General features: G+C 29.8%; 12 protein-coding genes and 1 pseudogene. 12 read left to right on the top strand and 1 reads right to left on the bottom strand.

Annotated features, from left to right (window positions below; genetic code table 11):
• From M4I33_RS14665 to M4I33_RS14720, 12 genes and pseudogenes are all read left to right on the top strand, one after another.
• Window positions 1–253, top strand: a pseudogene (locus M4I33_RS14665) (tRNA (adenosine(37)-N6)-threonylcarbamoyltransferase complex transferase subunit TsaD); the annotation flags it as partial.
• 19 nt (window positions 254–272) lie between these two features.
• Window positions 273–1283, top strand: coding sequence for an alpha/beta hydrolase (locus tag M4I33_RS14670; RefSeq protein ID WP_257917525.1), 1011 nt, complete (start codon window positions 273–275; stop codon window positions 1281–1283).
• A gap of 133 nt (window positions 1284–1416) precedes the next feature.
• Window positions 1417–2562: a S1C family serine protease gene (locus M4I33_RS14675; protein ID WP_374707716.1), complete on the top strand. Its 1146-nt coding sequence runs from the start codon at window positions 1417–1419 to the stop codon at window positions 2560–2562.
• A gap of 99 nt (window positions 2563–2661) precedes the next feature.
• Complete coding sequence (locus M4I33_RS14680) at window positions 2662–5382, top strand: sigma 54-interacting transcriptional regulator (protein ID WP_257917526.1); 2721 nt, start codon at window positions 2662–2664, stop codon at window positions 5380–5382.
• Window positions 5383–5625: 243 nt separating this feature from the next.
• A complete protein-coding gene (locus M4I33_RS14685; protein ID WP_257917527.1) occupies window positions 5626–5934 on the top strand; it encodes a PTS sugar transporter subunit IIB in 309 nt (102 codons plus the stop codon).
• Between the two features lie 98 nt (window positions 5935–6032).
• A complete protein-coding gene (locus M4I33_RS14690; protein ID WP_257917528.1) occupies window positions 6033–6926 on the top strand; it encodes an N-acetylglucosamine kinase in 894 nt (297 codons plus the stop codon).
• A gap of 35 nt (window positions 6927–6961) precedes the next feature.
• Window positions 6962–8056 (top strand): DUF871 domain-containing protein, encoded by a 1095-nt coding sequence (locus tag M4I33_RS14695; RefSeq protein ID WP_257917529.1) that lies wholly within the window; start codon window positions 6962–6964, stop codon window positions 8054–8056.
• 103 nt (window positions 8057–8159) lie between these two features.
• Window positions 8160–9491 carry a 6-phospho-beta-glucosidase gene (locus M4I33_RS14700; RefSeq protein ID WP_194192478.1) on the top strand — a complete coding sequence of 444 codons (1332 nt, stop codon included), beginning with the start codon at window positions 8160–8162 and terminating at the stop codon, window positions 9489–9491.
• Between the two features lie 141 nt (window positions 9492–9632).
• Window positions 9633–10487, top strand: coding sequence for a DegV family protein (locus M4I33_RS14705; protein WP_257917530.1), 855 nt, complete (start codon window positions 9633–9635; stop codon window positions 10485–10487).
• Window positions 10488–10514: 27 nt separating this feature from the next.
• The gene (locus M4I33_RS14710; protein WP_257917531.1) at window positions 10515–11903 is read left to right on the top strand and encodes an MATE family efflux transporter; all 1389 of its coding nucleotides are present in this window, start codon (window positions 10515–10517) and stop codon (window positions 11901–11903) included.
• Window positions 11904–11919: 16 nt separating this feature from the next.
• Window positions 11920–13005 carry an ethanolamine utilization protein EutH gene (eutH, locus tag M4I33_RS14715; RefSeq protein WP_257917532.1) on the top strand — a complete coding sequence of 362 codons (1086 nt, stop codon included), beginning with the start codon at window positions 11920–11922 and terminating at the stop codon, window positions 13003–13005.
• Between the two features lie 4 nt (window positions 13006–13009).
• The gene (locus M4I33_RS14720; protein WP_257917533.1) at window positions 13010–14122 is read left to right on the top strand and encodes an ABC transporter substrate-binding protein; all 1113 of its coding nucleotides are present in this window, start codon (window positions 13010–13012) and stop codon (window positions 14120–14122) included.
• Here M4I33_RS14720 and M4I33_RS14725 read toward each other — a convergent pair.
• Window positions 14115–15166 (bottom strand): glycosyltransferase family 1 protein (locus M4I33_RS14725; RefSeq protein ID WP_257917534.1); only part of this gene is annotated, 1052 nt, incomplete at its 5' end. The genes M4I33_RS14720 and M4I33_RS14725 overlap by 8 nt on opposite strands.

Below are 15166 nucleotides of genomic sequence, written 5' to 3' on the forward strand. Positions count from 1 at the left end.
AAGTAATGTTTTTAAAACTTGTGAAACTAAAAATTTAGATAAAATAGCTATAGCAGGTGGAGTTGCATCTAACTCAGCGCTAAGGGAGGCACTATTAGAAGAGGGTGATAAAAAAGGAATAAAAATATTATTCCCAAGTCCTATTCTTTGTACAGATAATGCAGCTATGATTGGAAGTGCAGCTTACTTTAGATTTATAAAAGGGGAAACTTCTCCTTTAGATTTAAATGCTAAACCTAATTTAAAGCTATAGAATACGTAGGGGTGGGGAAATGAAATTATTACCTGAATCAAATAGCTTCCACAAAGTTAATATGAGAGAGAAGCTTTCAAAGTTAGTATTATTAAAGTATATAGCTATAATTTTATTAGCTGTATTTGGAGTTGGATTTTTACTTCAAATGGCCTATAATTTCGTAGGAAACGAAAAGATAGGTTCAAGGATAAATTACACAAGACTTGATGGAAAAAGAATTGAGTATAAGCAAGGCGGAGCTGGTGATTTTACTGTGATTTTTGATGGAAGTATCGGTGGGGGATCTTCAGAGTGGACAGAAATTGCAGAAAAAACCTCAAAAGAACTTGGAGTAAAAACTTTCGTATATGATAGACGAGGATATGGATTTAGTGACGGAGGAGATGCATTAACTCCAGAAGCACAAGCAACTCAATTAAAAGACATATTAAGAAAAGCAGCAGCGCAAGGACCATACATATTAGTTGGAGAAGAATATGGTAGTTTAGTTATGACAAACTTTGCTAAAAAATATCCAGACTTAGTAAAAGGAGTAGTTTTAGTAGATCCTTTAGATGAAAAAACTATGTCAGATGACATTAAGTTTTTTGATTCATTTTATAAAAAGGTTCAGTCATTTGGTTCAAACATATTTTTAACTTGGACTTTAGATAAGTTAGGACTAGCTACTAAATTTAATAATTATGAAGATAAATTAAAATATGATTACGAAAAATATAACTACTCTTGGCAAAAAAATCAAAGCGCATACAGACAGGCGATATCAAACGAGACAAGTATGATTAAATCAGGAAAAAGTAACAGCCAAACTGACGGAATGTTTAAAGATGTACCTTTATATATTATAAGTGGTGATGATAATAATCCTTTAGCTAAGCTAGGTTCTAGTGATTTAACTAACCAATATAAAACTTCTTATAGTGGAGGTTTCACTTCTATGAATAACGAAGAGTCAATTTTAAAAGCTTTAAGTAGAGTAGTAGATAGTGCCCGTAGAATAGAAAGAAAAAATAACGGGAATAACTAAATAGAGGATAAATTAATACCGAGGTTTTAATAAATCTTGGTATTATTTTTTGAAAATTTCTAGTTTATGACATATATTTGTCACAATATATAGATATAATTTGAGCATAGTAATTAAATGGGAGGTTTTAACCATGGATATGGAAGAAAACAAAGACTATACAACAGTAGATTTTGAACCTATAAAAGAAGAAAAACCTAAAAAGAAGAAAAAAGGATACGGAGGAATAATTGCAGGAGTAATTGTAGTATCTTTACTTTCAGGACTTATAGGTGCAGGTGCAACTTACTTTTTAGTAGGAAAAGCTGACGGTAATTTTACTTACGAGCAGAATCCTAGCTTTAAACAAGGTGAAGCGCTAACAACTCAAGAAGCATACCAAAAGGTAGCGCCAGCAGTAGTTGTAGTATCAACAAAGAGCTTACAATTAGCTAACGGATTTATACCAGAAGAAGTTGAAGGAATAGGTTCAGGTTTTATTATAAATGAAGAAGGTTATATATTAACTAACTACCACGTTATAAAAGGTGCAAAAGAAGTTAAAGTAACTTTAAGCACAGGAAAAGAAGTTAACGCAAGTGTAGTTAACTACGACGAAACTCAAGACGTTGCTATGCTTAAATTAGAAAACGGAGTAAAGGTTCCAGCAGTTGCTGAACTTGGAAATTCAGAAGATGTAAAACCAGGTGAAGATGTTATAGCGATAGGAACTCCTCTTTCAAAGAACTTTGCAAGTACAGTTACTAAAGGTGTTGTAAGTGCTGTAGGTAGAACAGTTGAAACAAGTTCAGGAAAACAACTTAACTTAATTCAAACTGATACAGCTATAAACCCAGGTAACAGCGGTGGTCCTTTAGTAAACTCACAAGGTCAAGTTATAGGAATAAACACATTAAAACTTGCAGGAGAAGCTGAAGGAATGGGATTTGCAATTCCTATAAACGAAGTTAAAGAAAAGCTAGATGTTTTATCAAAGCCAATCTTAAACATAGGTATCAAGGTTCGTGAAATAAACAAAGACCTTTCAAAAGAAATAAATCTACCTCAAGGTATATATGTTTCAGAAGTTGAAGCTTTCTCACCAGCTGAAAAAGCAGGAATCAAACCAGGAGACGTAATCATAGGATTTGATGGAAAGAAAATAAAAACTTTTGACGAGTTAAAAGATATAAAAGACACTAAAAAAGAAGGAGACAAAGTTAGTATTGAAGTAGTACGTGACGGTAAAAAATTAAACACTGACGTTACACTAACATCAGAAACTCCTAAAGAAAAATAATTTAAAGCGGGACTTATGTCTCGCTTTTTTTTTATACGCAATAGGAATTTTATGTAAAATATAGTATAATTATTTAAAAATATTTACTTTGGAGGGTGTATGGGCAAGGTAGATAAAATTTATGAAACGTTAGAGATATTAACAAAGGATAATAGAGAAGGGATAACTACTTACGAAATAAGCGAATATTTAAATCTTGATAGAGCAAATATATCAAGATATTTAAATATTTTGCATAAAGAAAAAAAGATATTAAAAAGAGAAGGAAGACCAGTTAGATATTATTTAGAAAAATCTAATGAAAAAATATCAGAAAAGGAAATAGAAACTAAGCTTAAAGATAATATCTTAAATAATAGCTTAGATAATTTAGTTGGTGCAAGCCACAGTTTATCTATACCTATCCAGCAAGCAAAAGCAGCTATGCTTTATCCACCTAGGGGACTTCATACTATTTTACTTGGAGAAACTGGGGTTGGTAAATCTATGTTTGCAGAACTTATGTACAAGTTTTCAAAAGATTTAGGATTATTAAAAGAAGATTCAAAGTTTATAAGGTTTAATTGTGCTGATTATGCTGATAATCCGCAACTTGTAATGGCTCAGATCTTTGGAGTAAAGAGAGGGGCGTATACTGGTGCAGATAAAGATAGGGATGGATTATTAAAAAAGGCAGATTCAGGCGTTTTATTTTTAGATGAAATACATAGATTGTCTCCTCAAGGGCAAGAGATGCTATTTACGTTTATAGATAAGGGGATATTTAGACCTTTAGGTGATACTGGAAATCCAGTTAGGGCTGATGTTCAGCTTATAGTAGCGACTACTGAAAACCCAGAATCATATCTACTTAAAACGTTTACTAGAAGGATTCCTATGACTATAACGCTTCCACCTCTTAAAGATAGGAATATAACAGAAAGATACTATCTTTTAGAGAATTTTATAAAAGAAGAATCAGGGAGACTTAAAGAAAACATTTATTTTAATAGAAATGCTTTAATCTCATTTTTATTGTATGAATGTCCTTATAATATAGGGCAACTTAAAAGTGATATACAGCTAGCTTGTGCAAAGGCATTTTTAAAATATAAATCAAATGAAAATAAATTTATAATTATTGATGGCTCTGATTTAAATAAAAGGATAAATAACGGGATATTAAAATTTCAAAAATATAGGGATGAAATAGAGAGTCTTTTGAAAAATATGGGGGAAACTTTAATTTTCTCATATAGTGATGAACCTATTATAAAAGAGATAGATAACAAAAAATCTTCAAAATACTTTTATGACATAATTGAAGAAAAGATAAAAGCCCTTAAAAGCGAAGGAATGAGCGAAAAAGATATAAGTAAGATTATAAATATAGATATAGATAGGTATTTTAATAAATATATAAACGAACTATCAGAAGATATAAAACTTGAAGAAATAATTAAAATAGTAGATAAAGAAGTTTTGATAGTTGTAAAAAATATATTAGATAAAGCTTCTAAAAGGCTAGATAGGTTATATGAAGATAATGTTTACTACGGGTTAGCGCTTCATATGCAAGGGAGCATTGAAAGAATAAAGTCAGGACAAAAGATTTATAACCCAAAGTTAAATAATATAAGAGTTAGATATATGGAAGAATTTTTAGTTTCTATGGAACTTACAGAAGAAATAGAATCTAAATTTAAAATTCATATACCTTTAGATGAAATAGGTTATTTAACTATGTTTCTTTCAGCTAAATCAGAATCAGAAATAAAATGGAGGGAAGAAAAGGTTTCTGTTTTAGTTGTTATGCACGGAAATTCTACAGCAACTAGCATGGTAGAAGTATCAAACAAATTTTTAGGAGAAAAATTTGTTTATGCTTTAGATATGCCACTTACTATGAAAGCAGAAGAAATGTATTTAGTTGTGTTAAATAAGATAAAAGAAATAGATAGAGGTAAGGGAGTACTTCTTTTAGTTGATATGGGTTCTTTAACTAATTTTTCTACTATGATTATGGAAGAAATTGATGTTCCTATAAAAACTGTTGATATGGTAAGCACTTTAGTTGTTATTGAAGCTGGTCGAAGAGCTATTAAAGGTAGGAGTCTAGATGAAGTATATTCCTCTTCAATCGAAGCTACTAAGGTTAACTATTTAAATAATAATTTAATTAAAGGAAAGAGAGAAAATATAGTTATTACAACTTGTTTTACAGGTGAAGGTTCAGCAGTTAAATTAAAAGAAATAATATTAAAAAAATTATCTATTAAAAATATTAGAATTAAACCTTTAGATATATTAGATAGAGAAGAATTTTTAAGAAAATTAGAAAGGCTAAAAAATGATTATAACGTACTCGCTATAGTTGGTACTTTAAATATGAATGTAATAGACATTCCTTTTATAGAAGCGAAAGAAATATTAAAAGGAAGTGGGATATTATTATTAAGTGATTATATAGATAAAGAAGAGGAATTTATAAAGATAACAGATTCTTTAAGTATAGGTTTAAAAAAATTAGATGGGAAAGTTTTAGTTAAATATATAAGGCGCGCAATTTTAGAAATACAAGAGAGATTAAATATAAAGGTTTCACATGAAGTATCTATAGGGATAATAATGCATCTTAGTTTTCTAATTGAAAAAATACTTTCAAAAGAAGATAGGAAAAAGTTTAAAGGGTTAAATGAATTTAGAGATAATCACTCAAAGGAGTTTATTTTATTAAGGCAGAGCTTTAGAAATATTGAAATTAATTATGATATAAAAATGGATGATGACGATTTAGCTTATATAGCAACGATGTTTTTAAAAAATGCTATTAGTGTGTAAAAAAATAAAACTGTGTATTTTGCTATTTAGTGTGTATTTTTATAATTTGAAACTGTGTAAGGATAATAGTGTAAATAATTACATGGTGATTTAAAAGAAAAGCTAACAATAGAGCCAAATATAGAATTTTTTATAAAAAAATATCTTTTAGTCATAATGTGGCATGCAAGTTGCTATATATAAATAGTGTAAAGTGAAAATAAAATAAAATTAAAATAAATTACCGCTAAGGGGGAATTAAATATGAAAAAAATATTATTATGTTGTTCAGCAGGAATGTCAACAAGTCTTTTAGTAACTAAAATGGAAGCAGCAGCTAAGGAAGCTGGAGTTGAGTGTATGATAAATGCATATTCAGAAGCTGACGTTAAAAACCACGAAAGTGAAATGGATGTATTATTATTAGGACCACAAGTTAGATTCTTAGCTAACAAAATGAAAGCTAAATATGAGCCAATGGGAATTCCAGTAGATGTAATCAACACTGTAGATTACGGAACAATGAATGGTAAAAAAGTTTTAGATCACGCTTTAAAATTATTAGATAAATAAATTTATAGTACTTAACATTTATTATAGGACACAAATGAACTCTAATGAAATCATTAGAGTTCATTGACTATTATTTTTAAGCAAGAGGAGATTGATCTATGGAATATATAATAGGTGTAGATGGTGGAGGTACTAAAACTGAAGCTGTTGCGTATAACCTAGATGGAGAAGTCCTAAAAACTTCACTTACTGGATTTGGTAACTTAGTTAGTGGTAAAGAAGAGGGCTTAAAAAATATTACGGATGCTATAGGAGAAATTATAGAGGAACTTGGAAAAGATGGGCTTAAGGGTCTATATCTTGGAATTGCAGGGTCAGAAGTAAGTGACAATGCAGAAATTATCTATAAAGAAATAAAAACTAAATTTGGTATGGATTCAATAGTTATGAATGATGGTGATTTAGCCCTTAAAGCATTACTAGGTGGAGAAGACGGAATATTAGTTATAGCAGGAACAGGTTCAACTGCTTTTGGCGTAAGTGGTAACAAACAAGCTAGATGCGGTGGATGGGGTCACCTTTTAGGTGACGAAGGTAGTGCATATAGAATTTCAATAGCTGCCTTTAAAAGAATGATAGAAGAAAATGACTTTGGATTTGAAAGAAGTAAATTATCACAAGATATATTAGATAAATTAGATTTAAATGATGTAGATGAGATTATTGGCTTTATTTATTCATCTACTAAAGATGAGATTGCAAAAATGGCTTCTCTTGTTTCTATTCATGCAGAAAATGGAGACGAAAAGGCTAAAGAAATCTTAGTATATGAAGGAATTGAACTTGCAAAAGCTTGTGAAAGGGTATTTAAAAAGCTACAGTTTGATTCATGTAAAGTAGGTCTTGTTGGAGGCGTAATTAGAAAATCTAAGATATTTAGAGAAACGTTTGAGGGTTATTTAAACGAAAATATAAATGTGGAAGCTTTTGTTTCTGATGATGTATCAGCAGCTAAAGGAGCCTTTTATATTTATAAAAGAGAAAATAGATAAAGTTAGTTAAATGAGTGTATTGGAGGACGTAAGTAATGAAAAGATTAGGTATATCAGTATATCCAAACCACTGCTCAATGGACAGAGTAGTTGAGTATATTGAACTTGCAGCTAAATATGGGTTCGAGAGGATATTCACATGTTTATTATCAGCAGAAGGAAAGTCAACAGAGGAAATAGTAGAAGAATTTAAAATTATGCTTGATGTAGCAAACAAGCATGGAATGGAAGTTATAGCAGATTTAGACCCTTCAGTTTTTAATAACTTAGGTGCAACTATCTATGATTTAAAGATGTTTAAGGATATGGGCTTAAGCGGAATAAGATTAGATATGGGATTTGCAGGAAATGAAGAGTCAATTATGACATTCAATAAGTACGGATTAAAAATTGAACTTAACGTAAGTAATGGAACTAAATATGTAGATAACATAATGTCATATAAGCCAAACTTAGAAAACTTATATGGTTGTCACAACTTCTATCCACATGTTTATACTGGACTTGGATATGATCATTTCATAAAATGTAGCAAACAATTTAAAGATTTAGGAATTAAAACTGCTGCATTTGTTAATGCACCTTCAGCTGAGTTTGGACCTTGGCCTGTAAGTGAAGGATTATGTACTCTTGAAGAACACAGAAATCTTCCAATAGACGTACAAGCTAAACATTTATTTGCAACAGGATTAATTGATGATGTAATCATAGCTAATTGTTTTGCATCAGAAGAAGAGCTTAAAGCATTAAGCGAAGTAAATAAAGAAATGCTTGAACTTAGCATGGAATTTAATGAAGGAGTTCCAGAACTTCAAAAGAAAATAGTTTTAGACGAGTTCCACTTTAATAGAGGAGATTGTTCAGACTATGTTATAAGATCAACTCAAAGTAGAGTTAAATATAAGGGTGAAGAATTCACACCTAACAATAACGAAATCGATATGGTTAAAGGGGATGTCTTGATAGAGTCAGATCTATATACAAGATATGCAGGGGAATTACAATTAGCAAGAAAAGAAATGAAAAATAGTGGTAAGACAAATGTAGTAGGAAGAGTAGTAGAGGACGAACTATTCTTAATTGACATGATAGAACCATGGCAAAAATTCGGATTTAAACTTAAAAAGTAATCTTAATAGAAGATAAATTTGTAGGCTGTGGGGTATGGGACCATAGCCTATACTAGCACAATTAGAAAAATTTACAGAAGGTATGTAGAGGAGCGTTTTTAATATGAAAAAAGAAGGAATTAAAATCGTAACTATTGGTGGAGGGTCAAGTTATACTCCAGAATTAGTAGAAGGATTTATAAAGAGATATGATAAGCTACCAGTTAGGGAGCTTTGGCTAGTAGATATAGAAGAAGGAAAACATAAGCTTGAAATCGTAGGAAACTTAGCAAAAAGAATGGTTAAAAAAGCTGGAGTTCCTATGGAGATACATTTAACACTAGATAGAAGAGAAGCTTTAAAGGATGCAGATTTTGTAACTACTCAAATAAGAGTTGGTCTTTTAGATGCAAGAATTAAAGATGAGAGAATTCCTTTAAGTCACGGTGTTATAGGGCAAGAAACTAATGGTGCTGGAGGAATGTTTAAAGCATTAAGAACTATTCCAGTTATTTTAGATATAGATAAAGATATGCAAGAACTATGCCCTAATGCATTTTTAATAAACTTCTCAAACCCAGCGGGAATGGTAACAGAAGCTTTATTAAGATATGGTAAAAATAAAAAGGTAATAGGACTTTGTAACGTACCAATAGGAATGGAAAAAGCAGCAGCAGATATGCTTGATGTTGACCATTCAAAAGTTAGATTTGATTTCTTTGGATTAAATCACATGGTATTTGGTAAAAACATATACGTTGACGGAGAAGATGTAACTGATAAAGTTATAGATTCTATAGCACAAGGTAAATTAGGTTCAATAGTTAAAAATGTTAAAGATTTTGGATGGGATGCAGATTTCATAAAATCATTAGGAATGATGCCTTGTCCTTATCATAGATACTACTATCAAACTTCAGAAATGCTTGAAGACGAATTAAAAGAATTCTCTAAAGGCGAAACTAGAGCAGAAGTAGTTAAAAGATTAGAAGATGACTTATTTGAATTATATAAAGATGAAAATCTTGATGTTAAACCACCTCAATTAGAAAAAAGAGGCGGTGCATATTATTCAGATGCAGCTTGTAGATTAATTTATTCAATCTACAATGATTTAAAAGATATTCAACCAGTTGACGTTAGAAATAACGGAGCAATAACTGGAATAGATGATAATTCAGCTGTAGAAGTTTCTTGTGTAATTACAAAGGACGGTCCAAAACCTTTAGCTATGGGTAAATTACCTCTAGCTGTTAATGGATTAGTTCAAACTATAAAATCTTTCGAAATGCTTTGCGTAGAAGCAGCTGTTGAAGGAGATTATCATAAAGCTCTTATGGCATTATGTTTAAATCCTTTAATACCTTCTGAAAAGATGGCTAAGACTCTTTTAGATGAGCTTTTAGAAGCTCACAAAGATCATTTACCACAATTTGCTTGGTATTTTGAAAAATAAAAAAGCTTAATAGATATATAAATATAAATTTTAATCACTTGAGCTAAATAGCATTTTATGTTATTTAGCTCTTATTTTTTTTAGTTGTAATATGTTATAATTATTCATTAGATATATGAAAATAATCTAGGAGGATATAAAATGAGCGTAAAAATAATAACAGATAGTACAAGTTATATACCTAAGGAAATTAAAGAAGAACTAGACATAGAAGTTGTATCTTTAAATGTAATTTTTAATGGGGAAAGCTACAGAGAAGTAGATATAAAAAATGAAGACTTTTATAAAAAGCTAGAAGAGACAGGTGAAATACCAACTTCTTCACAACCTGCTATATCAGAAGTTTTAGAAATTTTTAAAAATAAAGTTTCTAATGGAGATAAAATAGTTGGGATATTTATGTCAAGTGAGATGAGCGGGACATACCAAACAGCAAATATGATAAAAGAGATGGTTTTAGAAGAGTATCCTGAAGCAGAAATTGAAATTATAGACTCTAGAACAAACTGTATGCAGATGGGATATGGTGCTATAGTCGCTGCAAGAGAAGCAAAAAAGGGAAAAGATATTCAGGATGTTGTTTTAAAAGCAAATGATACTCTAAGTAAGAGTAGATTCTTATTTTTACCTGAAACTTTAAAATACCTTAAAAAAGGTGGAAGAATAGGGGGAGCACAGGCGCTTTTAGGAGGGTTATTAAAAATCACTCCAATATTAACTGTTGAAGATGGTAAAACCACTATATATTCGAAAGTTAGAACTAAAAAAAGAGCAGTTGAAGCTGTATCTAATAAAGTTATAGAAGATATGTTAGAAAAGGGACTAGGTGAAATTACAATTCACCATATAAACTGCGAAGATGAAGGGATAGCTCTAAAACAAAATATAGAAGCTAAATTAAAAGAACATGGTTTAGAAACAAACGTATTAATAGAGTCAATTGGTCCTATAATAGGACTTGTAAGTATAGGAGTTGCCTATTATACGAAAAATTAATAAAAGATTAGGGGGATATTTAAACTTATGAAAATAAAAATGGAGAAAGCATTTTTAAATAAAGTGTTTTTTATAGCAATTCCAATTATAATTCAAAATTTTATAACATCATCACTTAATATAATTGATACGATGATGATTGGAAAGCTTGGTGAAACAGAAATTGCATCTGTTGGAATAGCAAACCAATACTTTTTCTTACTTAATATAATTATAATGGGACTGTTTAGTGGTATAGGGATTTTTGTTTCTCAATATTATGGGAAGAGAGACATAAAAAGCATAAGAAAACTTGTAGGCGTTGGTATAGTATCAGCGCTTATAATAGGAATTATTTTTACGTTTTTTGCAAGGGTTATGCCAAACAGTATAATCGGATTATTTAATACAGATAGCAGAGTAATTAAATTAGGCTCTGACTACCTTGTTATTGTAAGTTTAAGTTATGTATTCACTGCTATAAGTTTTAACTATAGCATAGCATCTAGATGCGTTGAAAAAACTGTTGTACCTATGGTTGCAAGTTCAATAGCATTACTTACAAATACATTTTTAAATTGGGTTTTAATATTTGGTAATTTAGGCGCACCAGAGATGGGAGTTAAGGGAGCTGCGTATGCAACTTTGGTAGCTAGAATATTAGAATTTTTAATAATGGTTTCTTATATTTACTATTCAAAGAGTCCGCTAGCTGGAAACTTAAAAGAGCTTTTAGCATTTGACTTTAAGTTTGTAAAAAGAATAATAAACACTGTTATACCAGTAGTTTTAAATGAAGCGTGCTGGGGATTTGGTTCTGTAATGTATAACGTTATTTATGGAAGAATAGGAACAGGGGCTATAGCTTCAGTTCAAATAGCAACAACTATAAACAATCTATTTATGGTAATAATATTTGGGGTTGGTAATGCAGCACTCGTTATGGTAGGAAATCAAGTAGGTAGAGGTGATAATAAAAAGGCTATGGAATATGGAAACAACTCTATACTGCTTGGCTGTTTAGTAGGAGCTGCAGTTGCTATACTACTTTCAGTATCTGCAAATGCTGTTGTTGGAATCTACGATGTTTCAGATCAAGTTAAAGATTGGGCTAAAGCTATACTTTATGTATCTTCATTAGTTATGGTTATTAGAGTTTATAACATAATAGCTATAGTTGGAGTTTTAAGAGGTGGCGGAGATGCTAAGGTATCCTTTGCTATTGAAGGTTTAACTATGTGGTGTATAGGAGTTCCTTTAGCTATACTTGGAGCTTTCGTATTTAACTTACCTGTGTATTTAGTTTATGCACTTTGTACCTTTGAAGAAATAGTTAAAGGAATAGCATGTTTCTTTAGAATAAGGTCTAAAAAATGGATAAAGAATTTAGTTCACGATGAAAATGATATAGAGGAAGTAGTAAACTTGCAAGAATAACGGGGGATTTTTAGGGATGGAGAATTTTATCTTATATGTAGTAGCTATATGCTTTACTATTGGGGCTATAGATTATATTTTCTTAAATAAATTTAACTTAGGTGTGCATTTTGAAGAGGGCGTAAAAAATATGGGCCCTCTAGCTATATCTATGGTTGGAATTATATCGTTAACTCCTATAATAGTAGATGTTTTAAATAAGTATTTAGTTCCTTTAGCTTCAAAGCTTAATTTAGACCCATCTATATTTACATCAAGTATAATAGCTGTAGATATGGGAGGGTTTAATATAGCAGAAAGCATAAGTTTAAACCAAAGTATGGCTGAGTTTTCAGGGATTCTTATAGCATCGATTTTAGGGTGCACATTAAGTTTTACTTTACCCCTTGCTTTAGGGATAGTAAAGAGAGAACATATGGAGTTTTTGACTATAGGAATGCTCTTTGGAATAATAACTATTCCAATAGGAATTATAATAGGTGGTGTTATGCTTAAAATACCTTTTAAAACTGTAATAATTAATACTATTCCTATAATAATTTTATCTATAATAATTTGTTTTTTGATAGTGTTTTTTAAGGGTTTAGTATTAAAAGTATTTACCTTTATAGGAAGAGGAATAGTTACATTAAGCATTATAGGCTTTGTTTTTGTTGGTATAAAAAGCATAACAGGAATAGAAATTATAAAAGGTCTTATGCCTTTAGATGAGTCTATAAAAATAGTAGGTGGGATTGCTATATTTTTAGGCGGAGCTTACGTTATGCTTCAAATCTTAAAAAATATCTTAAAAGGACCTTTAGATAGATTAGGAAAAAGATTTGGAGTAAATAATGATTCTATAGCTGCATTTTTAGGAAGCTTTGCATCTGCTATAATAGTTTTTGTTAATTTTGATAAATTAGATGATAAGGGAAAGATTATATGTAGCGCTTTTTCAGTAGGTGGTGCTTACTCTTTAGGAGGTCAGTTAGGCTTTGTTTCAGGAGAAGCTAAAGATATAATAGGTATATATATTTTAGTTAAATTAATATGTGGATTTAGTGCTGTTATTTTAAGTATAATTTATATAAACAAGACAGAAATATTACATAAGGGATGATGTTATGAGATTAAAATTAAAGGTTGTAGTTACTATAATTGTATCTATAATAATAGGGCTTCTTATTATATTTTTCTTTGATAAATATAATAAAAATACTTTATCTGGAGAACTTAATATTTTAGTAAATGATTCTAATTATGAATATATAAATAGCGTATCTGAAAAATTTATGAAAGAAAACCCGAAGGTAAATATTAAGATAAATTCAGTTAAGGATTCTAACTACGATAAAGAGTTAGAAAAAGATATATCAAAAGGAAAAACTAATGATATAGCTTTAGCGTATAGCGAAAAAATAGATGAACTTTTAAAAGAAAAAGTTGATCTTTTAGATTTTTCAGATGTAATTAAAACCTATAAAATGAACTTTTCAAAAAGGTCTCTTCAAGGAGTATATAAAGAAAATTCATATAAAGGAGTTCCTTTTGAATCATACCCATTAGCTTTATATTTAAGAGAAGATTTATTAAAAGAATATGGTTATTCTTTTGAAGATATAAAAACATGGGATGAAGTTATAGATATGGGAAAAGATATCTACAAAAAAAGTGACGGTAAAATTAAAGCTTTAAACGCTACAGGAAGTGATTACAAGTATTTAGAGATTTTAGTTTTCATGCAAAACTTAGAAAAAACTAATGATTTTAAAAAAGCAAAAGAAGAGTCTAATAAATTCTTAGAAAAGCTTAAAAAAGATAACATTTTAAGTTTAAATGAAGAAACTGGCTTTGTAGGAAGAATAAACTCTATAGATGTAATTAACGAAATCGAAGATTTAAGTGTTAAGTGCAAGTGGACTACAAACTCTGCACCTTCAACAGAAGTTTCAGGAAATAGATTTTTTGTTAGAAATGGATATAATATTATAGCTTTTAATAAAGACTATAAAAAGAATAATTTAGCTAAAGAATTCATTATCTATTTAACTAACGATACAGAAGATTCTTTAAAGTATACTTTAAAAGGAGATATTTTCTCAAGCTATATTTATACTTACAGAAATTCTGATATAGAAAAAGAAGTTAAAAACTTCTATAAAAAGAGCCCTTTCGTAATATTAAGTAATATATTAGAAAAGGCTCCAGAATTAAAAGAAATAAAAGAAACTAAATAATATCTAAACTCTTATATATTTCACTATAAGCGGATATAGTTTTATTTGCAGTTTGCCTCCAAGAAAATTGGAGGCTTCTTTTATACCCTTTTTCAGCTATATCAAATCTTAATTTTTCATTTTCAACTATTTCAAAAATACTACTAGAAAGGTTTAATATATCAGAAGGTTCAATTAATATAGAAGAATCCTCTGTAACTTCTGGTATTGATGTTACGTTAGAAGTTATAACAGGAGTCTTACAGCTCATAGCTTCAAGAGGAGGTAAACCAAACCCCTCATAGTATGAAGGATATACAAAGGCAGTAGCACCACTATAAAGAGTAGGTAAAACTGAATCTTCTATATATCCAGTAAAGATAATATCATCTATATTAAGAGATTCTACGTATTTAAATAAATTTAAGCCATCGTCTTTTAAAGAGCCTACTATTAAAAGTTTCATCTTTTTACTAAAGCTACCTTTAGCTTTTAAAAAGGCATCTATAAGTCCTTTTACATTTTTCCTAGAACTAAACCCGCCAACATATAAAAGATATGAAGAATCAAAGTTAAACTTGTCTTGAACTATCTTAAGGCTTGTATCTTTAGGTAAAGGCTTATAAATTTCAGAAGTAGCCAAAGGAGTTACGAATATTTTATCCTCAGGGTATCCTTTAAAAAACCTTAAGATATCTCTTTTAGAAAATTCAGAAACAGTAAGTATTCCAGAGGAGTTTTCTATTATATTTGGCATATCTCTAAGGAAGCGTTTTAAATAACCAGGACCTACAGTTTGAGGCATTATATATGGAATTAAATCATGGATTGTAACTACATAATTTAAATTTTCGTATCCAAAGGGAAGTCCCATCCCATTTTGAGGTATGTGGTATAAATCAATATCCTTAGAATTTAGTATTTCTGGTATATAAATATTTTCAAAAAATCTACCATGTTTTCCAGATGACATAATAAAATCAGGATTTAAATTATTAAATTCTTCAATCATTTCACCTGTCCAAATTAAAGTATATTTATTTTTGTTATCAAGGGTAAGTACTT

Source organism: Clostridium sp. LY3-2, from assembly GCF_024705715.1.
Classification (GTDB): domain Bacteria; phylum Bacillota; class Clostridia; order Clostridiales; family Clostridiaceae; genus Clostridium.

Excerpts from the sequence above, each read along its gene's own strand:
- M4I33_RS14670 (WP_257917525.1), top strand. The coding sequence starts at position 273 with ATGAAATTATTACCTGAATCAAATAGCTTCCACAAAGTTAATATGAGA.
- M4I33_RS14675 (WP_374707716.1), top strand. The coding sequence starts at position 1,417 with ATGGATATGGAAGAAAACAAAGACTATACAACAGTAGATTTTGAACCT.
- M4I33_RS14680 (WP_257917526.1), top strand. The coding sequence starts at position 2,662 with ATGGGCAAGGTAGATAAAATTTATGAAACGTTAGAGATATTAACAAAG.
- M4I33_RS14685 (WP_257917527.1), top strand. The coding sequence starts at position 5,626 with ATGAAAAAAATATTATTATGTTGTTCAGCAGGAATGTCAACAAGTCTT.
- M4I33_RS14690 (WP_257917528.1), top strand. The coding sequence starts at position 6,033 with ATGGAATATATAATAGGTGTAGATGGTGGAGGTACTAAAACTGAAGCT.
- M4I33_RS14695 (WP_257917529.1), top strand. The coding sequence starts at position 6,962 with ATGAAAAGATTAGGTATATCAGTATATCCAAACCACTGCTCAATGGAC.
- M4I33_RS14700 (WP_194192478.1), top strand. The coding sequence starts at position 8,160 with ATGAAAAAAGAAGGAATTAAAATCGTAACTATTGGTGGAGGGTCAAGT.
- M4I33_RS14705 (WP_257917530.1), top strand. The coding sequence starts at position 9,633 with ATGAGCGTAAAAATAATAACAGATAGTACAAGTTATATACCTAAGGAA.
- M4I33_RS14710 (WP_257917531.1), top strand. The coding sequence starts at position 10,515 with ATGAAAATAAAAATGGAGAAAGCATTTTTAAATAAAGTGTTTTTTATA.
- eutH (WP_257917532.1), top strand. The coding sequence starts at position 11,920 with ATGGAGAATTTTATCTTATATGTAGTAGCTATATGCTTTACTATTGGG.
- M4I33_RS14720 (WP_257917533.1), top strand. The coding sequence starts at position 13,010 with ATGAGATTAAAATTAAAGGTTGTAGTTACTATAATTGTATCTATAATA.